This is a genomic window from Rhodococcus sp. F64268, from assembly GCF_023015605.1.
Classification (GTDB): Bacteria; Actinomycetota; Actinomycetes; order Mycobacteriales; family Mycobacteriaceae; genus Rhodococcus.
This window is the reverse complement of the sequence record NZ_JALKAI010000011.1, coordinates 122,085-147,303: the sequence shown is the minus strand read 5'-3', so window position 1 is coordinate 147,303 and position 25,219 is coordinate 122,085. Positions and strand designations below refer to the sequence as shown.

Below are 25,219 nucleotides of genomic sequence, written 5' to 3'. Positions count from 1 at the left end.
AACGTCTCCACCACGATCACCCGATGCCGCTGGGCCAGGGCGGTGGTGTGCTTGTGCACCACGTCGCGTCGCACCGCCGCCGCATGCGCATGGGTGCGCCCGATCCGGCGTTGCTGCCGCACCCACCGCTTCGACGGCCGCCGTTTCGTCTTGGTCGACGGGTCGTACGGACCACGCTGCCGCGCGGCCCTGCGCTGCAATACCCGCAGCCGGGCTTGGGCAGCGGTCAGCGACTTCGGTGCCGGAACCCGGTCGAGTTCGCGTCCGTCCGGTGTTGCAACGATCAGGGAGTCGGCTTTGACGCCGACGTCGACACCGACCACCGACTCACCCTCACCGACATGCCCCGGCACGGCGACAGCACGGTGCACGAGAACCTGAAACGCCACATGCCACCGACCCGCCGAATCCTCGGACAAGGTGGCAGACAGGATCCGGGCGGTGCCCGCCTCGATCCGGCGGGCCAGTTTCCGGGTCGATTCGCAGGTGTGGATCCGCCCCAACCTCGGCAGGGTGACATGATGCCGGTCGGTCTCGACACGGATGGTGCCGGTGGTGAACCGCACCGACCTGCGGGACTTCGCAGTCTTGAATCTCGGGAACCCGATGGTTTTCCCGGCCCGCGTACCTTTGCGGGACTTCGACCACGCGTCCAATCCCCGAGCGAGCGCGTCCAACCCGGAGTTGTATGCCTCCTTGGAGTTCTCGGCCCACCACGGCGCCACCTCGTGTTGCGGGCGTTCCACTGCTTGCGCAACGCAGGCAGTGACCACCCCAATGCGGGTGTCAACTCGTCCTCGTCGAGGCCGTAGGTGCGTTCGGCTTGCCGCTGGTTCATGACCGCTTTCACGGCGGCGAGCATCGTGTTGTGCGCTTTACGGGCCCCGCCGGCGTGCGAGCGGAATGCTCGTATCTGGGTGGGTGTGGGGTCGAGCGCGAACGTGTAGGCCTGCGCGGTCCAGCCGTCGGGGATCTCGAATCTGGCCATCAGGATCTCGCCTCGACAGGCCGGTGATGCGTGGTGGTGACCGGCCGCATCGCACGAGTGCGCGCGTGGCTGTGGCGGTAGAGGCGGGGACACCTCGAGGTCGGATCCTCGATGAGGTCCCGCACCGGATCGTGTTGCTGGCCATGGTCGCCCGCCACGATCCTGCGGCAGCCCTGCGCCGGCAGGGCCGCCGTTGGGTGCAGGGCTCCGAGCCGGACCGGACGGTTGCGGTACGTCACGATGATCATGCTCGCAGAGGGGTCCGACATGTAGCCTGTGGGTGCGCCCATTCGGTCGGCTTCACACGCATTGTGAACACCTTCGATCATGTTTGTTCACATTTGCTCACAGAATGTCGAGCAGTTCGTAACCCCTTTCTCGAAGGTGTGGTTCCGAGCCCTGATACCGGGTTCGGAACCACACCTTTCTGCATTGTCGAGCGGTGGTATAAGGTCACGCTAACCAAACTTAGGTAAGCCAATCTTGGCATCGAGAAAGAGTGTGGACCCCTCGTGATTCGTAGTAACCGGCGTGGACCCGCCACGCCCCGATCGGCGGGAGCGCGCTCTGCCGTACCCGCACTGATCCTGATGCCCGCGCTTCTCGCGGCCGCATGCGGCTCGTCCGACACGTCATCGTCCAGCGCGAACGGGCCGGCAGAAGCCGAGTCCCTGACAGTCGCCGTCGCGAAGGACACGGGACCCCTCAACATCTTCGCCGGTGCATCCGACCAGATGACCGAGCTCGTCTACGACAAGTTGCTCTCCCCCTCGCCGTACGTCGCCGAACCGCAGCCGTGGCTGGCCACCGAGGTCCGACAGGTCGACGCCACGACCTGGGAGGTGGATCTGCGGGACGACGTGAACTGGCACGACGGCGAAGCGTTCACCGCCGACGATGTCGCTTTCAGCTTCCACTACATGCATGCCGCGCCGACCGGACGTTTCACACACCACGTCAACGACACACCGTCGATCTCGACGGTGGAAGCGACGAGCCCGACCTCGGTGCGGTTCGTGTGCGACTACGCTTGCCCCGAACTCGGCACGGTCACGCTCGCCGATCTTCCCGTCCTCCCCGAGCACATCTGGTCGAAGGTCGACCCCTCGAAGGCGAAGGAGGTGACCGACCTCCCGATCGGCACCGGGCCGTTCCAGCTCGTCGACTACAGCCCCACCACCGGGTACAAGTTCGAGGCCAACGCCGACTACTTCCCCGGTGCTCCGACGGTCGACGAACTGGTCATGCCGGTGATCGCCGATTCTTCGGCCGCATTCACCGCTCTCAGCTCCGGCCAGGTCGACGCGGTCGATCGCGCGCTCACCCCGGAGTTGGTCGATCAGTTCACCGCATCGAACGACATCGGCACCATCACCGTGGCGCCGCTGACCTACCCCGAGCTGAAGCTCAACTTCACCCGTGAACCCTTCGCACAGGCCGACTTCCGTGCCGCACTGAACTTCGCGGTGGATCGCGATCAGATGCTCGACATCGTCGGCCTCGGTCAGGGCCGCCCCGGCACCCAGGGCTACGTCCATCCGGATGCACCGTTCGCCGATCCGGACGCCAACACCCCGTACGACCCGGCTCAGGCCACCGCGCTGCTCGACTCACTCGGGTGGAAGGACGTGGACGGCGACGGTACGCGCGAGAACCCGGCCGGAGAGGCCGCGGCGTTCACGTTGATCGTCAACGGTGGTGACGCGCCGCAGGTCCGCGCCGCCGAATTGATTGCGGAGGACTTCGCCGAGGTCGGTATCGACGTCGTCGTCAGCCCGCTCGACGCCGGGTCGCTCTCGGACGCCTCTGCGAAGAAGAACTTCGACCTCTACGTCACTACGAACAGCCCACATGCGGTGGCCGACTCCACACAGTTCATCATGTCGCACCGCTCGGGAAACCTGTGGAAGCATCCCGATCTCGCCTACCCGGAATTCGATGCGCTGTACGAGAAGTGGCGCGTCACCGAGACCAATGAGTCGCGCATCGCAGCGATGCAGGAGATGCAGGAACTGTTCAACCGCCAGCCCACCGCCATCGCCCTGTACTACCCGGACGAGACCTGGGCGTTCCGCTCCGACCGATTCGCCGGATGGGTCGAGACCCCCGGCTACGGCATCGTCCACAAGTGGTCGTTCCTGCCCTTCGACGTCGTCGACGCCGCGAACGCGGAAGCGCCGCAGGACTGATGACCGTCCTGCGCCGGGCGGGGCAGTACGCCCTGGTTCTGTGGGCCGCGGTGACGTTGAATTTCGCGCTACCGCACCTGGCACCGGGTGATCCCGTCAACTATCTCTACGGCGGCGACCAGCAGTCGCTCGACCCGAAGTACATCGCGCAGATGCGCGCAGACTACGGGCTCGACCGGCCGATCCTCGAACAGTACGTCTCCTTCTGGTCCGGTCTGGTGCACGGAGATCTCGGAATGTCCGTGCAGCACAATCGTCCCGTTCTCGATGTGCTGTGGGAGAAGCTTCCGTGGACGATCGCACTGGTCGGCATCGGAACGCTACTCGCATTCGTCATCGGCTCTCTGCTCGGCGCATGGGCGGCATGGCGCCGTGGCTCCGCGAAGGAAACCGGGACCGTCGTCACGGTCCTCGCGATCGACTCGATGCCCGGTTTCTGGATCGGCATGATCCTCATCGCGGTATTCTCGGTGACCCTCGGGTGGTTCCCGTCGTACGGCGCGGCCTCATTCGATGCCACCGGATTCGAATGGCTCGCCGAAGTCGCGTCCCGCATGGCTCTCCCCGTCGCGACGCTCACCATCGCCGGTATCGGCGGGTTCTTCCTCATGACCCGTGCGTCGATGGTGGGCGTGCTGGACGAGCCGTTCATCCGGCTCGCCCGTGCGAAGGGACTCGGCGAGTTCCGTGTCGCGGTCGGACACGCCCTGCGCAACGCTCTGCTGCCCGTGTACACCACGCTCACCCTCACCGTGGGTGTGCTGCTGTCGGGAGCTGTCGTCGTCGAGTCCGTCTTCGCCTATCCCGGTCTGGGCAAGCTCACCTTCGACGCTGTCACCGCACGTGACTATCCGCTGCTTCAGGGTGCGTTCCTGCTCGCCACCGTCGGCATCATCGCGGCGAATCTGCTCGCGGACCTGACGTATCCGTTGCTGGACCCGCGGGTGCGCAAGGACCGGACCGCAGCGAAGCGGCACGACGCTCGATCACCGGAAGGGATACCGGCATGACGCTTCTCGGCACGAAAACCCGCTCGCAGCGCCTCGCACTCGTGGGCACCGTCATTCTGGGCATCCCTCTGCTGTGCGCGGTCGCCGCACCGTGGCTCGCGCCGTACGACCCGACCGAGCGCGTCACACGACCGTTCTCCAAGCCGTCGGCCGAGCACCTTCTCGGCGCGGACGACGTGGGACACGATCTGCTGTCGATGCTCATCCACGGCGCCCAGATCTCGCTGTTCGTCGGCGTGGTTGCCGCACTCGTCGCAACGACGATCGGCACCGTGGTGGGCATTGCCGCCGGATACCTGCGCGGAGCCACCGATGCAATCCTGATGCGCGTCGTCGACGTGATCCTGTCGTTGCCGGTACTGCCGCTGACCATCGTCATCGGAGTCTTCGCCGGCCCCGGCCTGACCACACAGATCACAGTGATCTCGGCGGTGCTGTGGGCGGGCCTGGCCCGGGAACTGCGGTCGCAGGTGCTCACGCTGCGCGAGAGGGACTACATCCAGGCGGAACGGGCAATGGGCGCCGGCCCGCTGTATGTGCTACGCCGGCACATTCTCCCGGCCATCTTCCCGCTCGTGATCCCGCAGTTCGTGCTCACCGTCAAGACCGCGATCCTGCTCGAAGCGTCACTGGCATTCCTCGGACTCGGCGACATCTCGGCGGCGAGCTGGGGTTCGATGCTGTCGATGGCACACGCACGCAATGCGTTTCTCACCGACGCGTGGGTGTGGTGGGTCCTGCCACCCGGCATCGCCATCGCGGTCACGGTACTCGGGTTCGCGTTGCTCGGGAACGCTATCGAAGAGCGGTCACGCCCGGTTCTCACCCGTGCGCGGTCACGTCTGCGCCGGAAGACTCGCCCGGTCGATATCCCTGTGACCGAGGAGAATCCGACCGCACCCCTCATCGTCGACGATTTGACGGTGGTGTACGGCGAGAACGGCCGCGGCGCAACGAATGTCTCCTTCACCGTTGCGCCCGGTGAACTCGTCGGTCTCGTCGGCGAGTCGGGCAGCGGCAAGTCCACCGTGGCCGCTGCCACGATCGGACTGCTGCCTTCCGCCGCACAGATCACCTCGGGACGGATCCTCGTGTCCGGCCGAGATGTCGCAACACTGTCGAAAGACGAGTTCCGAGAAATACGCGGGAACCGGATCTCCCTCATCCCGCAGGAGGCTTTGAGCGCACTGAACCCCGTGCGCACCATCGGGTCTCAGCTCGACGAGGCCATTCGTACACACCGCAGGTGCACACGACGTGAAGCTCGGGATCGAACCGCCGAACTCCTGACCCAGGTGGGGCTCGGAGCCGATCGTGCCGATTCGTATCCGCACCAACTCTCCGGCGGTATGCGACAGCGGGTCGTGATCGCGATGGCGTTGGCCAACGAGCCGGATGTGGTGATCGCCGACGAACCGACCAGCGGCCTCGATGTCCTCCGTGAGGCGGAGGTACTGGCACTGCTCGACGACCTGCGCACGCGTTATTCGCTCGCACTGCTCATCGTCACGCACAATCTGCCGGTGATCGAACGGATCGCCGATCGTATCGCGGTGATGAAGGACGGCGATCTCGTCGAGATCGGCACGGCCTCGCAGATCTCCACCGATCCGCAGCATTCCTACACCCGCACTCTCGTCGAGTCCGCGCCAAGGCTCGATTTCCTCCGGGAAGAGGTGGTCCGATGAGCCCGTTGCTGGAGGCCGACTCCTTGTCTGTGGTATTCGGTGGGGTGCCTGCGGTCACCGACGTGAGTCTGCGGATCGAGTCCGGGGAATCCATTGCTCTGGTGGGCGGTTCGGGTGCCGGGAAGTCCACGGTGGCCCGCGCGATCGCCGGGCTCGTGCCCGCGACGTCCGGCAGCATCGCCTTCGACGGCGTCGATCTCGTGGCCGCTCCGCGCCGCACGAGCAGGACTGTCCGGCGCGGCATGCATCTGATCTTCCAGGACCCGTACGCCTCGCTCCCACCCGGAATGCGGGTGGGCGACATCGTCGCGGAGCCGATGGTGATCCACCGAATCGGCGACAAGACGAGCCGGCGCGACGCCGTGCTCGACGCGCTCGGTTCGGTGCGGCTCACACCGGCAGCCGATTTCGCCGGCCGATACCCGCACGAGCTGTCCGGCGGTCAGCGACAACGCGTCGCGTTCGCGCGGGCGCTCGTGACGCATCCCCGACTACTGCTTGCCGATGAACCCACCAGCGGACTCGACGCGTCCCTTCGCGTGGAGATCGTCGATCTGATGTCGGAACTTGCGCGCACCCAGGATCTCGCGGTCCTCCACATCACCCACGACCTGGCGCTGGCAGCCCGCAGCTGCGACACGTTGATGGTCATGCAGGACGGGAGGGTCGTCGAAACCGGAAGCTCCACCGAAGTACTCACCAACCCCTCTCACCAGTACACGGCGGCACTCGTGTCGGCCGCTACCGGCACACACTGACAGGACGACAAGGACGATATGTCTGCACATCTGAATCTGATCGACAACGAGATGTCCGTCGACTTCACCGTCGACGACATCCTGAAATACCACGGCCCGGGCTTCCCCGGAGGCGTCGCCCATGCGGTCAAAGTCCTCGAACGTGCGTTACCTGCCCTGAGTCCCGATGGTCCGGCCGAGCGCCGCGAGATCTCCGTTTCCACAGCACACCGTGGTCCAGGCGTCCGCGACACGTTCGAGGTGGTCACCCGTGCCGTCACAGAGGGCCGGTTCACCGTGGACTCGTCGCTCGAGCGCACCGACCGCGGCGCCACCCTCGAGCGGTACGTGTTCGTGCTCACCTACAGAGGTACCTCTGTTCGGCTCGAGATCCGCGATGGTTTCGTCGCCGACGAGTTCATCGAGCTCGGTCGCAAGGCGGATCGCACCGAAGCGGAAGACGCCCGGTTGACAGTCCTCAAGCAGGAGATGGCCGATCGTCTGCTCGCAGCGCCGGCAGACGAGGTCTACGACATCGTCGGGTAGTCGCCGGGCCGTATTCGACGCTGCAGATGAACGCGTCCGGAGCGACGAGAGCGGACTGTGGGTCGTGGGCCTGCTTCTCCTCGTCATGGGCACCGCTGCGGGAGGGACCGCAATCGCAGTCCTCACCGGAATCGTGATGCGAATTCGGCGTGATCCACCCGGGTGATGCGGATTCGGCCGACCAGTCCGCTCCGAGTCTCGATGTCGAGAAGTGCAAGCACGCGCCCACCTGGAGCGACGACATGGGCGTGCCGTCCACCCACGGTCATACGTGTGAGTGCGCGAATGCGGTCGACGAACAGCGTGGTTTCCTCCGCGACCGCGCGGGCACCAGTGACGACCGATGCAGTGCCGGGCGGCGCCAGGGTCGGGTCGACGATCCGCTCACAATCGTCCGTCATCAGTGACAGCATCCGGTCGATGTCACCGCCTGCGGCGGCGGTGAGGAACGCGTCGACGACCGAATCGTCTGCGGCGGCAGGTGGAGACTGCGCCTCTTCGATGCATCGTCGGGCTCGGCTGGCGTGCTTCTTCGCGTTGACCGTGCCGGTGTTCAAGGTGTGCGCCACCTCTGCGAACGGGACACCGAACAGGTCGTGGAGGACGTAGGCGACACGCTGCGCCGGGGTCAGACACCCCAGCAGCACCATAAGCGCACGGGACACCTGCTCGCGCTGTATGTACTGTTCGTCCGCTGCAAGTTCCTCTGCGGGGATCGCGTCTGTGAGCAAGGGTTCCTCGCGGTGCCGGCGGCGAGTTCGTAGTTGGTCGAGACAGACACGCGTGAGGATCGTCGTCAACCACGCGGTCGGGTTCCGGATGTCACCGGAGTCTGCGGTCGATGCCCTGATCCAGGTCGTCTGCACGGCGTCTTCGGCGTCGTGTATCGATCCCAGTAACCGGAACGCGACCCTTGTGAGCGGCGGGCGGGCGGCTTCGAAGTCCGCGACCGATATCACCGGGTGTCACCTTTCCACCGTGTGGGACGTCGGGATGAACGAGACGAGTTCTCCTCGCCACATTCGACTCGACCGGAAGGAGGACGGCGCTCCCACTCCTACGAACGGAGAGTAATCGCGCCGGACATCAAATGACTACCGTCCTGTTCATCGCGACGATCGTGTGCATCACCGCGAACGCATTCGTCGCAGCCGCCGACTATGCCGAGGCCGGTTTCGTGCTGGCGAATTCCGCCGAGGTACATGTTCCGGTGAACGCTCTGCCGACCCTGGCAACACTCAAAGCGTCGGGAGCGCTCGGGCTTGCTGTGGGATTGCTGGCCGTGCCATGGCTCGGGGTCGCGGCCGGTATCGGATTGGTACTGTTCTTCGTCGGTGCCATCGTCGTCCACCTCAGAGCCCGGGTGCTCTACAACATCGCCTTCCCGGGTGCTTTTCTGCTCCTTGCCATGACGTCCACTGCGTATCTGACACATCTCGCGATCAACCCGTGATTCTTTGTCACCCCCGACCGCTAACCTTTCGATCATGACCGACAAGGCGAAGGGCCCCGAATCGTATTTCCCATCGATCGAGAAGAAGTACGGCCGTCCGATCGAGGAATGGAAGACACTGATCCGCGCGTCGGATCTCAGCAAGCACATGGAACTCGTGAAGTGGTTGAAGGCCGATTACGGAATGGGTCATGGGCACGCGAATGCACTTGTCGCGCACGTGCTGAGGGAGTCCGGAACCTAGACGCGGACGCGCACGCGCTCAGGTGTTGTCGACCCAGCGTAAGAGAGCATAGAGGAAGCGGGTCGCGCCCGGCATGAAGTTGCTGCCGTGGTGGTACATCGGATCCAGTGTGGTCGCGATGATGCGGCCGGGCGTGGTTACGGTGTCCTCGTACAGCATCATGCCTGCGTCGTGCGAATTGCCTTCGGCGTCGGGTTCTTCCGATACCAGTAACGGCACGACATCGGCATCGGTGTTGTAGATGCCGTGGTGGTGCCAGATCACCGATTTCGAAGTCAGGTACTGCCACGATTCGTGATCGTGGCTGCGAGTGCGGATCATGGGATCCTCCTTCGTGAGCCACCACCAGAAGTTCGTGGGTCGCTGCTCCCACTTCACGCCCGGAAGCCAGTTGTGGGCGCCACTTTCGCCGAGGGCGACGATGGTCGCGCCGCGCTCGGGCACGGAGCGGAACTGCGCTGCGTTCTTGGCGACGAGTTCCGGATGGAGGCGCTCCCCGACGATCACGGTGTCGTACTCGTCGAGGTCGCCGTCTTCGAGTTCCGGCAGGTAGAGGAAGTCCGGCTGGTATGCCAATACCGCGGGGTCCTTCATCGTCTGCAGGTGGTAGTAGGTGCCACCGTGAACGATCGCGAGCCGCTTGCCACGCCGGAGAGCACGGTCGCTGCGAAGGAATGGTTCGATGGTCGTCACTGCTGCACCAGCCAATCGATGAGTTGCGTCGTCAGTTTCGAGGAGCTGTTGGGGTCGTTTGCCCAGCCGGTGAGGTCGTTGCCGCCGTGTGCGAGCACCTGACCTTCCCCCAGCGGGTACACGTAGTCAAGCGGAAGTGCATGCCGGCCGATCCGGGTGGTGACGATCGCATCTTCCGGGAGCTTGTCGATATAGCCGCGCGCATAGAAGCCTGTGACGCCTTTGCGCGTGCTCAGGTCGACCGGGTCGACCCCGTCCCAGACCGGATGCGGATCGCCGAGGGTGATCGCCAGATCCTTCGGTCCCGTGTAGGCCAGTTTGCGCCACACACCCAGTCCCGGAAGGAAATCGGTGAGCACATGACCCATGACCGCGATTCGGCCACCAGAGGTCACGAACCGGGTGAGCAGTTCCCGGTTCCGCTCGAGGAAGATCTGGTCGGAACCGCCACCGACGATCAGGCCCCGCACCGACGAGAGGTCCGTGTTCGGGAGGCGGTAGAGGTCGACCTCCCCGAGCCGGGGGTCGCCGTGGACGCCCCCCGCGAGAGTGTCGCTTCCCATGGTGATTCGTAGGACCGGAGCGACTGCGGCGGAGGCGGATTCGCCTGGGTCGGGAGCGATGCGTTCAGGTGCTGACACAGGACTCTTCCGTTAGGTCGAGCAGGACGCTCGTAAGGTGACGCAACGACACATAAGGTAAGGCTTTCTTAACAGAAGGTCAACTTTCATGCCTCTCCTCAACGGTCTCACTGCAGGAGACCGGCGAGCGTCCTCCAGGTCGCATCCCATGACCAGCCCTGCGCCCACTCCCGTCCGGCGCTGCCCATTCGGGCCGCAGCGTCAGCGTCGTCGAGCAGCATGAGCAAAGCCCTCGACAACTCTGCATCGTTCGCCGTCACCAAGCCTGTTGCACCTGCGCGGACAGTTTCCGGCGCACCACCCGAGTTTCCCGCAATGACCGGAAGTCCTGCCGCGGACGCCTCCAGGAACACGATGCCGAGTCCTTCCTCCTCGAACCCCGCCCGGCGAGTTCGGCAGGGCATCGCGAAGATGTCCGATGCTGCGAGCACGGCGGGAATCCGAGAGTGAGGAAGACCGCCGGCGAAGGTCACCGCGTCGATCAAGCCGAGTCGCTGCGCAAGCGCCTGCAGGTCACGACGGCGCGGCCCGTCGCCGACCAACACGAGACGGGTGCCCGGGTGGCGGTCGCGGATCATCGGCATAGCCCGGATCAAAGCGTCCTGTCCTTTTCTGCGCACGAGTCTCGCAACGCACACGATCACCGGTGCCCTGTGTGCCCGATCGGGACGGTGTCGTTTCGGTGCCGCAAACAGGCCGACGTCGACACCCGGGGACAGCTTCGTGAAGCACGTTCGGTCGGGTACGACAGACCGCAGCACTGCCTCGGTGTGGTCGCTGATGTAGGTGAACACATCCACACCGTCAGCCATGTGCCGCAACCATGCCCGGGTCGGCGGCAGTTTCGCCCACCAGGTTTCGTGCCCGTGGCTGGAGGCGATCATGCGCTTCACACCGACCGCGCGGAGGGGACGTGCAAGAGACGAGAGCGGCGCGGCCGCGGCGAACCAGACACGATCACACCCGAACTCGATCGCGATCGACTGCACCGTCCGTGCCACACCCCTAGTGGGAAGGAGCATGCGCGAACGATCCCTGATCACCCGAAACGGCATCTGCTCATCATGATTGAAGGCACCCGGTTCCGCTGAGGTGTAGACGATCACGTCAGCCGGATCGAAGCGGCGGACCATTTCGAACGCGAACGTTTCGATACCCCCTTGTCTGGGAGGGAAATCGTTGGTCACGACCAGGATGCGGTTCTTCGAGTTCACCGGGACACCTCCATCCGGCCCGGGAGCGCCCTTGTCCCCACGGAGCGACGGGTCGATTCCAAGGCGCACACTGCTGCCGTTCCACCGAGCACCAGGGGATAGACGAAGTACCCGAACCGCGAAGTGGGTGCGAGCAGGAAGAGAACCGTGAGGCCCGCCGCGGCGAACGAGGCGGCTCGAACGAAGGTGTCCGGCGGATTCCGCACCAGCACCACTGCAGCACAGACCACTGCGACGGCCAGAACGGCCGAGATGAGCGTCGCGCCGTACGGCACCAGACGCGTCAGTGCCCCTCCGACGAGCGACTCTCCGGCCGGGGTCACGACGTCCGTGCGCCCCAACGGGAAGAGCAGCGTGTGCCGGACGAAGGCCGCCGGATCGGCGAAGACCGGAATGTGGAACACGAACGTCAGAGCGGTGCATGCCGACCCTGCCCGCAGGGCCGTCCGGCGGTCGTATAGCGCACACATCAGAACCAACGCGACCACGAGAACCGGGACCGCGAGCGGCTTGAGAGCGCAGGCGAAGGCGAACGACACCGCCGTCGTCACCACCTTGCCTCGGGTCGCCGCCGCAAGACCGAGAAGTGCTCCACCGACAACCGGAAGATCGACTCCTCCGACCACCATGGGCAGCGCAACCACGGGCGACGCGATCAGAACCATGAGCTGCGTTCGGGAACGTCGCGGAAGCGGCCGCGCCAGGACCAGCTTCGACGCCAGCAGGACACCCATGACGAAGATCAGTGCGAACCAGATTCGCGGATCACCGATCCTGTTCTCCGGAAGAAGCTGCGAAGGTGCGCCGAAGAGGGTCATCGCAGGGCCGTACGGGTTGTACTCGGCGAGCACCGACGGGCCCGGAACGTAGGGGCTGCCCGTGGCGATCAGGGAAGCGGCCGACTCCGCGACCACCGACACCTCGAGCTGCGCGGTGCGTGTAGTGATCAGCGCCGTTCCCGGCGCCACCACGGCGCCGATCACCGCAGACACCGCGGCCGCTGTGAGGCGCCGCCTCGCTGCAAGCACAGCTGCCACCGCATATCCGGCGACTGCCCACAGCGCCCAGACGCGATGCGGATGCAGCTGCGTCACTACCCCGTAGGCGAGAACGACCACGGAAAAGGCCGTATAGGTCAGGGTCCATCGATGGGCGAACAGACCGGCCGGGATGAAACGTGCCCGGTCCTGAATGTGCATGCGCTCGAGTAGCATGCGGAAAACGCTACGGACGCATGATCATCCGAACATCCCCTGCAACAGCGATTTTCGGGGTAGCTCGGGCGAGCTACCCCGAGCGCTCAGGCCCGGCCCTGGACATGCTCGAAGTAGTAGACGACCGCCTGAGTGCGGTCGCGCAGGCCCAGCTTCCCGAGGATTCGCCCGATGTGGGTTTTCACCGTCTCCTCCGCCACCGACAGCTCCGACGCGATCTCCGGATTCGACATGCCGCGCGCCATCACCCGCAGGACTTCCTGTTCCCTCGGCGTCAACACCGACGCCCGACCGGATTCCACGACCGCAGTGCCCTTGCGCCTGGCGAATTCGGCGATCAGGCGCGTGGTGACCGACGGCGCGAGCATCGACTCCCCCGCTGCCACCGCGCGGACTCCGCTGATGAAATCCGATGCGGGCGACTGTTTCAGGAGGAATCCACTGGCGCCGAGACTCAGCGCGTCGTACACGTAGTCGTCGAGGTCGAAGGTGGTCAGCATCAGCACTCTGGTGCGATTGCCCGGCCTGGTGAGTATCGCCTCCGCAGCGCGGATTCCGTCGAGCCTGGGCATGCGGATGTCGAGGACCGCGACGTCGGGATCCGACGCTGCAATGAGCTCGACCGCCGCCGCGCCGTCCTCCGCAGATCCCACCACGTCGATGTCGCTCTGAGTGTTCAGTACCGCGGCAATGCCGTCGCGGACGAGTGCCTGGTCGTCGGCCACCACCACGCGAATCATCACCGCTCCTTCCTGAGTCCGGCGTGTGCCACAGCACGATGGTCGAACTCGACATCGACGACGAACCGTCCGTTCTCGTCGGGGCCCGTCTCCGCGGTCCCGCCGTACGCGGCGACCCGTTCGCGTATTCCGATGAGCCCGTGCCCGCCACCGTCGGACGCCGGGTGGCCCGGCACGATGGCGTTACCCACCGTGAGGCGTGAATGTCCCGCTCCGATCCGGATCTCGACGGCCACGCCGTTTCCTGCACCGTGCCGATGTGCATTGGTCAGCGCTTCCTGGAGGATGCGGTACATCGCGCACGATATCTCCGTCGGTACTGTGTCCGGATCCCCGTGTACTCGCAGGTCCACCTGTTGCCCCGATGAACCGCACCATCTCGCGACCAGGTCGTCGAGTGCGTCGAGTGTGGGGGCCTCCGATCCGCCCTCCGTTTCGGGGCCTCGGAGGACGTCGACGACCCTGCGCATCTCGGTCAACGCGGTCGCTGCCGCCGCGTGGATGTCGTCGAATGTGGAGTGAACACCGGCCGGCAGTTCCGGATGTGTGAATGTCGCGGCCTGTGACTGAACCGCGATCATCGACATATGGTGGGCAACCACGTCGTGCAACTCGCGTGCGATGCGAGTGCGCTCGCGGGCGATGGCTTCGCGGTGTTCCTGTTCGCGGCGCAGCCCTCGTTCCACGACCAGATGTGTCTCGGCCGCGCGCAGTCGCCGAAAGACCGCGCCGGCAGACACGATCCCCGTGGCGGCAACAGCAATCATCGCGACCGCATGCAGCGGCAGACCGACCGTCCACATTGCAGGGAGGACGACCAGGAGCAGGGACGTCGACGCCGCAGCCGACACCACCCGGAGCGGCCGGTCCGAGGCGAGTGCGATCAGTGCTATCGCGGCCGCGATGCAACTTGCGACCGGCCATGGCACGACTTCGTCCTGGGCCAGCCCCGAGACCGTGCCCGCAGCAAACCCGAAGGTCATCAATTGCCAGGTCACCAGCGGGCTCGCGAATACGAACACCAGCGGAAGCACTTGTACCGCCCCGAGCAAGTAGGCCGCCACGACCCACGGCACCATGTCGGTCAGCTGTCCGACCGACGTGCCGAACAGCAGGGTCAGCAACAGCACCGCACAGACGAGACCCGGTGTCCCGCTGCGTCCGCGCGGGCGCAGTGGGGCGTAGGACGTCTCCGGTGTCCACGCTTCGACAACGGCCCGGACCTGGCCGGAGGCGACATCCCGGACACGTGATGATGGGGCGCTCGCCCTCGGTCTCGTATGGAGCACACCCGACACTAGGTCGATGGTTCGTCGTCGGACATCCCCCCGGAGAGCTATTTATCCTGCCGAGGAGTCCGCACCGTCGCGCGGTGAAGCTATCCGACCGGCCCGAGCGCAAGGTTGGTCAGTACCCGCACACCCACCGGAAGTGCCCGTTCGTCGAGATCGAACGTCGGCTGGTGGATGTCGAGTTCCGGGCCCGACCCCGACCACACGCCGAGCCGCCCCATCGCACCCGGGATCTGTTCGAGGTACCACGAGAAATCTTCCCCGCCACCGGATTGCGGTGTATCGGAGAGCATGCCGGGGCCTGCAGCGTGAATGGCATTCTCGAACATCCGCGCGGAAGCCTCGTCGTTGACGACGGGCGGCACACCGCGGCGGTAGTGGAGTTCGTAGCTCACTCCGGTGGGCGCAAGAAGACCGTGCACAATCTCGCGGACCATCGGTTCGAGCAACTCCCAGGTCTCATGGTCACCCGTGCGCACGGTACCCGCGAGCATGCCGGTACGTGGGATGGCGTTCGGGGCCTTCCCCGCGCTGACCGCACCCCACACCATGACGGTGCCCGTGCGCGGATCGATGCGGCGGCTGAGCATGCCGGGAAGTCCGGTGATCACGGTGCCGAGCCCGTAGACGAGGTCGCCCGTCAGATGCGGACGCGACGTGTGCCCGCCGGGTGAATCGAGGACAAGTTCGATGGTGTCGGCCGCCGAGGTGATCGCCCCGACCCGCATTCCCACCTTTCCCACTTCGAGCCGCGGGTCGCAGTGCAACGCAAAGATTCTGGACACCCCGTCGAGACCTCCGGCCGCGACGACATCGAGAGCACCACCGGGCATGACCTCCTCCGCGGGCTGGAACACCAGCCGGACACCGACGGGGAGTTCGGGAACCGACGCGAGCGCCAGACCCGTCCCGAGCAACACGGTGGTGTGTGCGTCGTGCCCGCACGCGTGCGAGACGCCGGGAACAGTCGACGAGAAGGTAAGACCTGTCATCTCCTGAAGCGGAAGGGCATCCATGTCGGCGCGCAGGGCGATGCGTGGCCCGTCCGTCGGCCCGAGATCGCAGATCAGACCGGTTCCGCGTGGGAGCACCTTGGGTGCGAGTCCGGCAGCTGTCAGCTCGGTCGCGACGAGTTCGGTGGTGGCGTACTCCTGCCGCGCCAGCTCGGGGTTCGCGTGGATGTGGCGGCGCCACGCGATCAGATCTCCGCCGTGCTCGTCGAGCCACTTCTCCACGTAGGGGTTCATCGGCGGGCCGCCCCTTCGAGCAGCCGCGCACGCTGAGCGGGGTCGATGGCGACTCGGGCTGCGGTTGCGGCGAGTGCACGAGCACCATCGAGGAGAGCGCGGTCGGCAGACTCGGTGATACACGCGGCCGCGAAGGCTTCCTGGTGTGTGACGGCGCCACCCGAGTCGAGACCGATGACGGGGTGTATTCCTGGCACGACGTTCGTCACGTTTCCCATGTCGGTGCTGCCCAGCGGGCGGAACCCTTCCTCTTCGACGGGCAGCGGTGCGCGCCCTAGACCGATGATCTCTTCACGATATGCCTGCACCAGCCACGGGTCGGGAGTGAGTTCGGTGTAGGTCGGTGACACGGTTCGGATGCTGTGGGTACAGCCGGCGGCGAGGGCGCCGGCCTCGAAGCAGCGTCCGGCACGTTCGCGGAGATCGTCGAGCAGGTCTGCGCTGGTCGCGCGCAGGTAGTAGAGCATCTCGGAGTGCCCGGGCACGATGTTGGGTGCTGCCCCACCGTCGCTGACGATGCCGTGGATCTGCTGCCCCGGCATCAGGTGCTGCCGCATGAGACCTACCGCGACCTGCGCGACGGTTGCGGCGTCGGCCGCATTGCGCCCGTATTCAGGTGCCGCGGAGGCATGCGCTTCCCGTCCGATGTAGGAGACGGCGATATCGGCGAGCGCGAGCGACGTGGCCCCGGTGATGTCGAAGGGACCCGGATGGACCATCAGTGCGGCACCGACACCGTCGAACTCGCCCCGCTCCAGCATGAGGACCTTGCCGCCACCGGTTTCCTCGGCCGGAGTGCCGATCACACGGACTGTCACGCCGAGTTCGTCCGCGAGCGCGGCCAATCCGATCCCTGCACCGACAGACGAGGCCGCGATGATGTTGTGTCCGCAGGCATGCCCGATGCCGGGGAGCGCGTCGTATTCGGCACAGAAAGCGAGCACGAGCTCACCGCTGCCGTATCGGGCGTCGAATGCGGTGGGGAGGTCGGCAACGCCGGTGCGGACCTCGAACCCGGCGTCGCGCAGGACCTCGATGATCTTGGCGGCGCTTCGGTGCTCGTCGAACGCCAGTTCCGGCTCCGCGTGGATCGAATGCGACAGTGCGATCAAGCTGTCTGACACAGTCTCGATCGCACTGTCGGATTCGGTCGTCACATTGCCCAGTCTGTCATGCCCGGACAGCCGTGTTCGACGATGCCACGCGATCCTGTCGGGTGGTCAGCCCAGGCGGAAGTTCGACTCGTCCGTCTTCGTCCGGAGTGCCTCGATCAGCAGTGCATGCAGTCCTTGCTTGATTCCGCCCAGATTCTTGCCGCGCGTCGAGGTCAGTGCTGCCGCCCTCTCGACAGCGGCGGCGAGGACACCGTCGCCGTCCACGTGCTGGTCGGCGATGCCTGCGGCGACTGCATCGACGCCACCGAACCGGCGACCCGTTGTCATCGCGTCGACCGCGGTCCGGCTGGGGAGGCGCTCACGCATCAGCGCGGACATGCCGACGGTGAACGGCATGTTCAGGTTCACCTCGGGCAGGCACCAGAAACCGCGGTCGGCGCGCATCACCCGGAAGTCGTGGGTGAGGGCGAGCATCGCGCCCGCCCCGAAGGCATGGCCCTGTACGGCCGCGACCGTGGGTGCCTGGAAGGTCAGGAGCCGCACGAAGAGTTCGTGCACCGAATCCAGATAGCCGGGCAGGTCCGCCAGGTTGCCGAAGATCCAGTCGGTGTCCAGGCCGTTACTCCAGAACTTTCCGGTTGCAGCGGTGACGAGGGCGGTGGGGCCGTCGTGCTCCTCGACCTCGTCGAGCCTGCGGTGCAGTTCGATCAGCATGTCGGGGTGGAAACGATTCTCGTTGATCTCTTCGCCCTGGTTGCCGAGATAGAGGACGAAGACGTCGCCGTCGCGTTCGAGGTATGGCATGACCACGAGAATACCCCCTTCCTTACTCGCGAGTAACTTCCGCGTTGCCGATAGGGTCTGACCTCATGGAAACCCCCGAGATCCTCGATCCTGCCGCCGCGGCAAAGGCCGCAGCCGATGCTGTCTCGGCAGCGAAGACCGCGGCCGACGTCGTCGCCGAACGCACCGGCATCACCGCACACAGCATCGCCGTCGTCCTCGGTTCGGGCTGGCGCGCCGCCATCGACCGCTTCGGCGAACCCGACGCGAGCATCCCCATGAGCGACCTGCCGGGCTTCGCGCCTCCCACCGCTGCCGGGCACCCCGGTACCGTCCACTCGTTCACGGTCGGGGACAAGGCAGTGCTCGTCCTTGCCGGACGCACCCACGCCTATGAGGGCCATGACCTGAGCAGGGTGGTCCATCCGGTGCGCACCGCGGTTGCGGCGGGAGCCCACACTGTGATCCTGACCAACGCGGCCGGTGGCATCGATCCCGAATACGAGGTGGGACAGCCCGTGCTCATCTCCGACCACCTCAATCTCACCGGACGATCACCACTGGTCGGAGCCCAGTTCGTCGATCTCGTCGACGCATACTGCCCCGAGTTGCGCGCACTCGCCCGCGAGATCGACCCCACCCTGCCTGAGGGTGTCTATGCCGGTCTGCCCGGGCCCCATTACGAAACCCCCGCCGAGATCCGGATGCTGCGTGTGCTCGGCGCGGATCTCGTGGGTATGTCGACGGTGCACGAGACAATCGCCGCGCGCGCGGCAGGCGCGCGAGTCCTCGGGCTTTCGCTGGTCACCAACGCGGCGGCAGGCATCACGGGCGCCCCCCTCGACCACCAGGAGGTCCTCGCAGCAGGACGAAACGCCGCGATCCGCATGGGCGATCTGCTGCGCGACCTGGCAGCCAGGTCATGACCCTGCGGTTCGGGACAGCAGGGCTGCGCGGACCCGTCGGCGACGGGCCGGACTGCATGAACGTCGCAACCGTCGTGCGCACGACAGCAGGTCTCGCGGCATGGCTGGTCGAGCAGGGCTGTCGCGGCGGCACAGTTGTCGTAGGGCGCGACGCGCGCACCGGGTCCGCCGAGTTCTTCGCCGCGACCACCGAAGTCCTCGCCGCCGCTGGATTCGACGTCGTCGCTCTCCCCCGGCCGCTTCCGACTCCGGTCACCGCTTACGCCGTTCGCGAGATGAATGCGGTTGCAGGAGTTCAGATCACCGCGTCACACAACCCGGCATCCGACAACGGCTACAAGGTGTACCTAGCGGGAGGAGCCCAGATCGTCTCGCCGGCCGACAGGCAGATCGAGGCAGCGATCGACGACGCACCGGACGCCGACTCGGTTCCTCGTGCAGCAGTGACGACCTCGGGCGACGACGTGGTCGACCGCTATCTCGCGCGGGTGTCGACACTGCCGCGCTCGCCGCACCGGAACCTGAGAATCGCGTTGACGCCGTTGCACGGCGTCGGAGGCACAACCGCCGTCGCCGCGCTCCACGCGGCCGGGTTCACCGATGTGCACGTCGTCGCTACGCAGTTCGAACCCGATCCCGCGTTCCCGACGGTCGCATTCCCGAATCCGGAGGAACCGGGTGCTGTCGATGCCCTGCTCGACCTCGCCGCCGACGTCCACGCCGACATCGCGATCGCGTTGGATCCGGACGCCGACCGGTGCGCAGTCGCAGTGCCCACCCCTGCCGGGTGGCGGATGCTGCGCGGCGACGACACCGGCGTGCTGCTCGGCGACCGCATCCTCGGGAGCGCACCGGCCGGGTCACTGGTGGCGACGACCATCGTTTCGTCGACCCTGCTCGGCACACTGGCTGCCGCGCGCGGAGCCCGATTCGCCCAGACTCTCACCGGCTTCAAGTGGCTCGCCCGCGCCGGTGAAGGACTGGTCTACGCGTACGAGGAAGCGATCGGGCATTGCGTCGATCCCGAGTTCGTGCGCGACAAGGACGGAATCGGTACAGCAGTCGTGGTCGCCGACTATGCGGCCGAGTTGAAAGCATCGGATCGAACCCTCGTCGATGCACTCGACGACCTGCATCGCGAGTTCGGGGTGCACGTGGGCGACCAGGTGTCGATCCGTGTCGCCGATCCCGCGCAGATCGACACGATCATGTCCGGATTGAGGGCCCACCCCCCGTCCGAACTCGCATCGCAACCGGTGACCGTGACCGACCTCGCCGCCGCCCCTGGCCCGTTGAACACCGACGCACTCGTTTTCGAGGGTGGCACGGTCCGCATGGTGGTCAGGCCCTCGGGCACCGAGCCGAAGCTCAAGTGCTACCTCGAAGCCGTGTCCCGGGGCGGCGATCGCGAGGCTGCGAGCACCTCGCTGGAGGCACTACGCCACTGGGCAGCCGGCCTGATGCCCCAGTAGACGCGCGTCAGAAGCGGTGCGGTGCACCGTAGGTGATGACGACATCATTGGAAGAGGTCACCGCCTTCGCATACGGCCGCAAGGTGACCGGACCGAGCGCACCGGAGACCGAACCGTGGATGCCCGCGAACCGCACTGTGGCCGTGTCGCCGTCGAATTGGTGATCTTCGATGATCGGTATGTCGGTGATACCGCCGGGTTGGAGGTCGACCTCCAGTTCCTGCTCCGGAATGATCGAGGCATCCCAGCCGGTTCCGGTACCGAGATCGACTCCCACCGCGAGGTCGGGGATGATCTCCACGCCCAGGTCGGCGGTATTGTCTCCACCGATGTTCAGACCCGGGGTGATGACGTGGGCGACCGCGCCGGGGAGCGCGGCCGGATAGCCGATCTGATACCCGACGGTGAGCTTCGTCCCCGTCGCTCGAGCCGCCTCGTACCCGGTGATCCGGACGGTTGTCGTTCCGTCGGCAAAGAATTCGACGCTGAGCGGTGAGCTGTCGAGTGGGGGGTACCACTGGATGGACGTGTCGGCCTGAGCCACTTCTATAGCGCGGCCACCGTCGAGCGGAAGGACCCTCGCATTGTCGACAGCGGCGCTCGCGGCGGCCGGGTTGGCGAACACTCCGAGGGCCGCGGCCGCACCGAGTACGGCCACTCGGAAAGCTGGTTTCTTACATGCGTAGGACAGTCTGTTGCGCATCGCATTTCCCTGTTCCGCAGAGGTAATTCGTCGCAACGGACGTTGCGAACAGCCAGCAGCGTAACGATGTCGCAGCCGCGGCACCGCAAAGCCGATCACCGTTCAATTACGAATCAGAAACACTCTTGCGTCACACCAGACCCACCGAACACATTGGTAACATACCCCCCGCTGGTATCAGCGCGGTCCGAACTGTCGGTCGCCTGCGTCTCCCAACCCCGGCACGATGTACTTCGCCTCGTTGAGCCCCTCGTCGATCGACGCGGTCACCAGACGTACCGGATGCCCCGACGCGGCAAGCGTCTCGACTCCCTGCGGCGCAGCCACCACGCACACCGCGGTGATGTCGGTCGCGCCGCGCGACGCGAGCATGTCCAGCGTCTGCACCATCGAGCCACCGGTCGCGAGCATCGGATCGAGCACGAACACCGGCAGCCCCGACAGATCCTCGGGTAGCGATTCCAGATACGGCACCGGTTCGAACGTCTCCTCGTCGCGGGCAAGCCCCACGAACCCGACCTGCGCCTGCGGTATCAGGGCGTGCGCTTGCTCGACCATGCCGAGCCCGGCACGCAGTACCGGAACGAGCAGCGGCGGTTGCTTCAACCGGACGCCGGTCGTGACGGTGACGGGAGTCCGAACGTCGAACGTCTCGAGCGGGGCATCGCGCACCGCCTCGTAGATCAACATCTGAGTGAGTCGGCGCAGAGCATGCCTGAATGCAGCATTGTCGCTGCGTTCATCCCGAAGAATTGTGAGCAGGGAAGCGGCGAGCGGGTGGTCGACCACGAGCGAATCCATGAATCGAAGGATAGAACGACGGAACCGAAGTGCCGTCCGGTGCGTCGAAACAATGTGACACAGATCCATCGGTGAACGAGGAGACGAGCGGTGCCCCACCCACAGACCGATACAGGAACACTTCACGCCGACACAGGGGTGATCGCGGGCTTCGGTCGCGTCGCCGCGGAACTCACCGAACAGATCGACCGGGCCGGACTCCGTACCGGGTCGAGCGACCCGACCGGGCTCACACCCCTGCTCGGCCCGGTCGGCGCCGACTTCCTCGCCGCCTTCACCGCCGCATACGACGGCCACTCTCGCGAACTCGATCGGATTCGCGAGGCCTTCTCGGGGATGAGCACGATGGCGACGCTGACCGCAGCCGCCTACGAACGCACCGAAAACGAAACGGTCCTTGCTCTGCACGGCAGCACCGACCTGCAGGGCAACACAGACCTGCACGGCAGCACCGAGGGCGCCCGGTGATGGCCGGGGTGGGCGCAGACGCCCTTGTCTCGCCCCTTCATGATCTGCTCGGAACCCTCGGTTCCGAGGCGCCGGCAGGCTACGACCCGGGCAGCGGCCTGCGCGCGGGATGCGCGCTGGCAGAAGAAGCCCGAGCCGGCTGCCGGAACGCGCTCGCCGAGCTCTCGTGGGGGTGGACCGGCACCGCCGCCGAAGCGGCAATCGGCAGCGGGGAGCGGCTTCTCGCCGACACCGTCGACGCCGTCGACCGAGGCATCGTGCTTGCCCAGAGCGTGCTCGAGGCGACCGTCACGGTTGCCACCGGGGCAGCCGAGTTGAAGCGCATCATCGATTCGTTCGTCACGCTCGCCCAGCAGGCGACACCCGCGCTGGCGCTCCCGCAGGGCCAATTGATGCTGATCACCGCTGCGATCGAGCACATCGTCGAGGGTCTGGACGTTCTCACCCGAGTGACTTCGTCGCTCGCCGAACTCACCGCGAAGGTGACAGCATTGCTCCCCGAGCCGCCGGCCGGAGTTCTGCCTCCGGAGGTGAGTGGCACCGTACCGGCCGCACCAGGAGGACAGTCGACGGAATACGGCGAGATCTCCACGATGAGCGGCTCGGCAGCCGAGGACCGCGCAGGGGTCGCTGTGGCGCTGCCCGACGGCTCTGTCGCGCATGCTCCGAACCCGACCGCCGCCGAAGCCGTTCGTCGCGCGCTCGACCAGCAGGGGACTCCGTACGTATGGGGTGGCACCACTCCCGGCCGCGGGCTCGACTGCAGCGGCCTGACCCAGTGGGCGTACGGGGAAGCCGGTGTCGAGATTCCGCGTCTCGCACAGGAACAGGATGTCGGGACGCCTGTCGACGCCGGGTCCGTCCTTCCGGGCGACCTCGCCGTCTGGGACGGGCACGTCGCGATGGTGGTCGGTGGCGGGATGATGATCGAGGCAGGCGACCCCGTCTCGGTGACCCCGATCCGCACCACGAACGGCGGAATGGGCTTCCAGGGCTTCTATCGGCCCACCGAGTGACCGAACCTTTCCTGGCCGCGGAGGGAACCGATACGCCGCCTGATGCGTCCAACGGTGTATGGACACCAACAAGACAGTCCCGGTGACAGCCACAGCACAGAACACTGCGGGCACGATCCGGGTCCGCTCCACCGACGAAGGCCTCCCGATCGATCTGCGGATCGACCCGCGCGAACTGCGGTTCCCGGCCGCACAACTCGCCGAATCCATCGTGGCGCTCAATCGCCGGGCAGCGCTCGAAGCGGCGATTCTGCGGCGCGAGCAGCTCTCGGCACAGGGCGTTCACGGCGACGTTCTCGACCGGATGGGCATGCCCACCCGCGCCGACCTCCCCGACATCGAACACGACCACGAAGGTCACGTCCCGCACCCGCCCATCACCCACCGCCCTCTGTGACCGGCAACCCGGCACCACGAGTCCGGAAGGACAGCAACTCATGAGTGAACAACAGGTCGAGCAGATCGTCGACCGTGTACGAACACAGCTCGGCGCGCTGGAGCACACACTCGACGGACTCCGCACGGTGCAGGGTTCCGCGAAGAACGTGGACGGCAGCATCGTCGCGTACGTCGACGGTCGCGGCGCCCTGACATGCCTGGAACTGGCAGAATCGGTGACCCGTCGCGACGCGGTCGAGCTCGGATCCGAGATTCTCGCAACCGCTCACGAGGCCGCGCGCCGAGCCGGCGCCGAACGTGCCCGTCTGCTCCAAGACCTGCGGAGTGCACTCGCGTGACGCTTTTCTCCCCTCCCCCGCTATATCTTCGACGCCGCAATGGCTAGGCTTCGCGCCATGGCTGGAGACATCGTCCCGATCGAACTCGGTCTCACCCACGGCGACCTCGTCACCTTGTGGGCGCCGAAGTGGCGCGAAGGTGACGACGAGTGGGAGGCCTTCCTCGGCCACGGCGACGACCTGTACGGGTTCCCGTCGGTCGCGCACCTCGTCGCGTTCGTGCGCGCGAACAACGACAACGATCTCGTCGAGCATCCGGCGTGGCCCGTCGTGTCGAAGCTCGCCGCCGTCGAGTTCGAGCCGGACGAGGCACATGCATTCGATCTGGTGGGAGTCCCGGAGCTGGTGGCGGGCGACCTCGACCCGGTCTTCGTCTCGGAGCTCCAGGACACCTTCGACATCGTCAGCATTCTCGGCGACGTGTGCGAGCTCGACGTGGTCACCAAGTTCTTCGAACGACCCGAAGTGGACACGGTCCTTCGCTACGGTGTCGCTGCGTTCGACGACCGCACCGGCGCGGATCTGTGGAACGAGCTCGGTGCCGCGGTGGTCAAGGATTGGGACGACGTGATCGACGCGCTCGACGCGGTCGTCACGACCCCCGACACGGACGAGGCAGCCGTCTCGGAGATCGAATCCGAACTGGTCGCGGTCGACGAGAACGATGTCGAGGCGGATGACGCGGTCGATGATGCCGAGGACGACGAATACGAGTACGTCGACGACGAGGCGGGCGACGACTTCTGGACGTCCGTGGGCATCGATCCCATCAAGATCATCACCAGTGAGGGTACGTGGTTCACGCTGCGGTGCTATCTCGATGACGACGCCGTGTTCCTCGGCTCCGAAGGCTCGATTCTCGTATTCGGGTCCGAACGCGCGCTCGGCCGGTACCTTGCCGACAACCACGACCATGATCTGGCACCGCTGGAGACCTACGAGACCATCAGGCACGCCGCCACCGACGGCTCACTCGAAGTCGCGGTCACCGAGGACAATGTCTACGTGCTCACAGGCATCGCCGACGACATCGTCGAAGGCGTAGCCGCGGTCGATCCCGAGCAGATGGAACTCGCCGTCGAGCTGTTCACCGATGCCGCGAACTACGTCGGCGAGGACGCAACCGACGCCGCCCTGGCCGGGTCCACCGAGCTCGGCTGGTTCGTCAACTACGTGATCGAACCGGATACGAGCAGGCCCGCGCCGAGCGCCCCGTTCGATGCGGAGGCCGTCGCGTGGCGCGACCTCGAGCGTGAGTTCGAGGCCCACCTGCGCAAGCTATGAGGTTCTCCGCGCGGGCCG

The 25,219-nt window shown here is 66.0% G+C and carries 28 protein-coding genes and 1 pseudogene; 14 read left to right on the top strand and 15 right to left on the bottom strand.

Annotation, left to right across the window (positions count from 1 at the left end):
* The 3 genes and pseudogenes from MWU77_RS25045 to MWU77_RS21620 all read right to left on the bottom strand — a co-directional run.
* A partial coding sequence (locus MWU77_RS25045) for a transposase (protein WP_247274727.1) occupies nucleotides 1-746 on the bottom strand: 746 nt, incomplete at its 3' end.
* A gap of 140 nt (nucleotides 747-886) precedes the next feature.
* Nucleotides 887-988 (bottom strand): annotated as a pseudogene (locus MWU77_RS25040) (hypothetical protein); the annotation flags it as partial.
* Complete coding sequence (locus MWU77_RS21620; protein ID WP_206039465.1) at nucleotides 988-1,278, bottom strand: hypothetical protein; 291 nt, start codon at nucleotides 1,276-1,278, stop codon at nucleotides 988-990. The pseudogene MWU77_RS25040 and the gene MWU77_RS21620, both read right to left, overlap by 1 nt.
* 300 nt (nucleotides 1,279-1,578) lie before the next feature.
* On the opposite strand from MWU77_RS21620, the gene MWU77_RS21615 reads away from it, so the two are divergent.
* The 5 genes from MWU77_RS21615 to MWU77_RS21595 are packed head-to-tail and all read left to right on the top strand — an operon-like array spanning nucleotide 1,579 to nucleotide 7,158.
* The gene (locus MWU77_RS21615; protein WP_247274726.1) at nucleotides 1,579-3,177 is read left to right on the top strand and encodes an ABC transporter substrate-binding protein; all 1,599 of its coding nucleotides are present in this window, start codon (nucleotides 1,579-1,581) and stop codon (nucleotides 3,175-3,177) included.
* Complete coding sequence (locus MWU77_RS21610) at nucleotides 3,177-4,187, top strand: ABC transporter permease (protein ID WP_169685727.1); 1,011 nt, start codon at nucleotides 3,177-3,179, stop codon at nucleotides 4,185-4,187. Before MWU77_RS21615 ends, MWU77_RS21610 begins: the two co-directional genes overlap by 1 nt.
* Nucleotides 4,184-5,875: a dipeptide/oligopeptide/nickel ABC transporter permease/ATP-binding protein gene (locus MWU77_RS21605; protein WP_169685725.1), complete on the top strand. Its 1,692-nt coding sequence runs from the start codon at nucleotides 4,184-4,186 to the stop codon at nucleotides 5,873-5,875. Before MWU77_RS21610 ends, MWU77_RS21605 begins: the two co-directional genes overlap by 4 nt.
* On the top strand, nucleotides 5,872-6,633 hold the full coding sequence (locus MWU77_RS21600) for an ABC transporter ATP-binding protein (protein ID WP_247274725.1): 762 nt from the start codon (nucleotides 5,872-5,874) through the stop codon (nucleotides 6,631-6,633). The genes MWU77_RS21605 and MWU77_RS21600 overlap by 4 nt, the downstream gene beginning before the upstream one ends.
* An 18-nt stretch (nucleotides 6,634-6,651) precedes the next feature.
* Nucleotides 6,652-7,158 carry a hypothetical protein gene (locus MWU77_RS21595; protein ID WP_247274724.1) on the top strand — a complete coding sequence of 169 codons (507 nt, stop codon included), beginning with the start codon at nucleotides 6,652-6,654 and terminating at the stop codon, nucleotides 7,156-7,158.
* Between the two features lie 122 nt (nucleotides 7,159-7,280).
* Here MWU77_RS21595 and MWU77_RS21590 read toward each other — a convergent pair whose 3' ends face one another.
* Nucleotides 7,281-8,117 carry a sigma-70 family RNA polymerase sigma factor gene (locus MWU77_RS21590; RefSeq protein ID WP_247274723.1) on the bottom strand — a complete coding sequence of 279 codons (837 nt, stop codon included), beginning with the start codon at nucleotides 8,115-8,117 and terminating at the stop codon, nucleotides 7,281-7,283.
* A 131-nt stretch (nucleotides 8,118-8,248) separates the two neighbouring features.
* On the opposite strand from MWU77_RS21590, the gene MWU77_RS21585 reads away from it, so the two are divergent.
* A complete protein-coding gene (locus MWU77_RS21585) occupies nucleotides 8,249-8,611 on the top strand; it encodes a DoxX family protein (protein ID WP_247274722.1) in 363 nt (120 codons plus the stop codon).
* Nucleotides 8,612-8,645: 34 nt separating this feature from the next.
* Complete coding sequence (locus MWU77_RS21580; RefSeq protein WP_247274721.1) at nucleotides 8,646-8,855, top strand: DUF4287 domain-containing protein; 210 nt, start codon at nucleotides 8,646-8,648, stop codon at nucleotides 8,853-8,855.
* Nucleotides 8,856-8,873: 18 nt separating this feature from the next.
* Here the strand turns inward: MWU77_RS21580 and MWU77_RS21575 are convergent, their stop codons facing one another.
* From MWU77_RS21575 to MWU77_RS21535, 9 genes are all read right to left on the bottom strand, one after another.
* Nucleotides 8,874-9,548: a hypothetical protein gene (locus MWU77_RS21575; protein ID WP_247274720.1), complete on the bottom strand. Its 675-nt coding sequence runs from the start codon at nucleotides 9,546-9,548 to the stop codon at nucleotides 8,874-8,876.
* Entirely contained in the window at nucleotides 9,545-10,189 is a 645-nt protein-coding gene (locus tag MWU77_RS21570) for a hypothetical protein (RefSeq protein WP_247274719.1), read from the bottom strand. The genes MWU77_RS21575 and MWU77_RS21570 overlap by 4 nt, the downstream gene beginning before the upstream one ends.
* 107 nt (nucleotides 10,190-10,296) lie before the next feature.
* On the bottom strand, nucleotides 10,297-11,403 hold the full coding sequence (locus tag MWU77_RS21565; RefSeq protein WP_247274718.1) for a glycosyltransferase family 4 protein: 1,107 nt from the start codon (nucleotides 11,401-11,403) through the stop codon (nucleotides 10,297-10,299).
* The gene (locus MWU77_RS21560) at nucleotides 11,400-12,617 is read right to left on the bottom strand and encodes a glycosyltransferase 87 family protein (RefSeq protein ID WP_247274717.1); all 1,218 of its coding nucleotides are present in this window, start codon (nucleotides 12,615-12,617) and stop codon (nucleotides 11,400-11,402) included. The genes MWU77_RS21565 and MWU77_RS21560 overlap by 4 nt, the downstream gene beginning before the upstream one ends.
* An 86-nt stretch (nucleotides 12,618-12,703) precedes the next feature.
* Nucleotides 12,704-13,360, bottom strand: a complete 657-nt coding sequence (locus MWU77_RS21555) for a response regulator transcription factor (protein WP_247274716.1) — start codon at nucleotides 13,358-13,360, stop codon at nucleotides 12,704-12,706.
* Complete coding sequence (locus MWU77_RS21550; RefSeq protein WP_247274715.1) at nucleotides 13,357-14,487, bottom strand: sensor histidine kinase; 1,131 nt, start codon at nucleotides 14,485-14,487, stop codon at nucleotides 13,357-13,359. The genes MWU77_RS21555 and MWU77_RS21550 overlap by 4 nt, the downstream gene beginning before the upstream one ends.
* 248 nt (nucleotides 14,488-14,735) lie before the next feature.
* A complete protein-coding gene (locus MWU77_RS21545; protein ID WP_169685708.1) occupies nucleotides 14,736-15,896 on the bottom strand; it encodes a M20 family metallopeptidase in 1,161 nt (386 codons plus the stop codon).
* Complete coding sequence (locus MWU77_RS21540) at nucleotides 15,893-17,053, bottom strand: M20 family metallopeptidase (RefSeq protein WP_169685706.1); 1,161 nt, start codon at nucleotides 17,051-17,053, stop codon at nucleotides 15,893-15,895. Before MWU77_RS21540 ends, MWU77_RS21545 begins: the two co-directional genes overlap by 4 nt.
* 63 nt (nucleotides 17,054-17,116) lie before the next feature.
* Nucleotides 17,117-17,815 (bottom strand): enoyl-CoA hydratase/isomerase family protein, encoded by a 699-nt coding sequence (locus MWU77_RS21535; protein WP_169685704.1) that lies wholly within the window; start codon nucleotides 17,813-17,815, stop codon nucleotides 17,117-17,119.
* 65 nt (nucleotides 17,816-17,880) lie between these two features.
* On the opposite strand from MWU77_RS21535, the gene MWU77_RS21530 reads away from it, so the two are divergent.
* Both MWU77_RS21530 and MWU77_RS21525 read left to right on the top strand, forming a co-directional pair.
* Nucleotides 17,881-18,720, top strand: coding sequence for a purine-nucleoside phosphorylase (locus MWU77_RS21530; RefSeq protein ID WP_247274714.1), 840 nt, complete (start codon nucleotides 17,881-17,883; stop codon nucleotides 18,718-18,720).
* Nucleotides 18,717-20,192 carry a phospho-sugar mutase gene (locus tag MWU77_RS21525; RefSeq protein WP_169685701.1) on the top strand — a complete coding sequence of 492 codons (1,476 nt, stop codon included), beginning with the start codon at nucleotides 18,717-18,719 and terminating at the stop codon, nucleotides 20,190-20,192. Before MWU77_RS21530 ends, MWU77_RS21525 begins: the two co-directional genes overlap by 4 nt.
* A 7-nt stretch (nucleotides 20,193-20,199) precedes the next feature.
* Here the strand turns inward: MWU77_RS21525 and MWU77_RS21520 are convergent, their stop codons facing one another.
* Entirely contained in the window at nucleotides 20,200-20,895 is a 696-nt protein-coding gene (locus MWU77_RS21520; protein ID WP_169685699.1) for an MspA family porin, read from the bottom strand.
* A gap of 177 nt (nucleotides 20,896-21,072) precedes the next feature.
* On the bottom strand, nucleotides 21,073-21,696 hold the full coding sequence (gene upp, locus MWU77_RS21515; protein WP_169685697.1) for a uracil phosphoribosyltransferase: 624 nt from the start codon (nucleotides 21,694-21,696) through the stop codon (nucleotides 21,073-21,075).
* Between the two features lie 90 nt (nucleotides 21,697-21,786).
* Here upp and MWU77_RS21510 point away from each other — a divergent pair, with 90 nt between their 5' ends.
* The 5 genes from MWU77_RS21510 (at nucleotide 21,787) to MWU77_RS21490 (ending at nucleotide 25,201) form a co-directional block, all read left to right on the top strand.
* Nucleotides 21,787-22,164, top strand: a complete 378-nt coding sequence (locus MWU77_RS21510) for a type VII secretion target (protein WP_169685695.1) — start codon at nucleotides 21,787-21,789, stop codon at nucleotides 22,162-22,164.
* Complete coding sequence (locus MWU77_RS21505; RefSeq protein WP_169685693.1) at nucleotides 22,164-23,180, top strand: C40 family peptidase; 1,017 nt, start codon at nucleotides 22,164-22,166, stop codon at nucleotides 23,178-23,180. The genes MWU77_RS21510 and MWU77_RS21505 overlap by 1 nt, the downstream gene beginning before the upstream one ends.
* Nucleotides 23,181-23,262: 82 nt before the next feature.
* On the top strand, nucleotides 23,263-23,577 hold the full coding sequence (locus MWU77_RS21500; RefSeq protein ID WP_247274713.1) for a hypothetical protein: 315 nt from the start codon (nucleotides 23,263-23,265) through the stop codon (nucleotides 23,575-23,577).
* Between the two features lie 40 nt (nucleotides 23,578-23,617).
* Nucleotides 23,618-23,917 (top strand): YbaB/EbfC family DNA-binding protein, encoded by a 300-nt coding sequence (locus MWU77_RS21495; protein WP_169685690.1) that lies wholly within the window; start codon nucleotides 23,618-23,620, stop codon nucleotides 23,915-23,917.
* Between the two features lie 57 nt (nucleotides 23,918-23,974).
* Nucleotides 23,975-25,201, top strand: a complete 1,227-nt coding sequence (locus tag MWU77_RS21490; RefSeq protein ID WP_169685688.1) for a primosomal protein — start codon at nucleotides 23,975-23,977, stop codon at nucleotides 25,199-25,201.
* Nucleotides 25,202-25,219 lie beyond the last annotated feature (18 nt).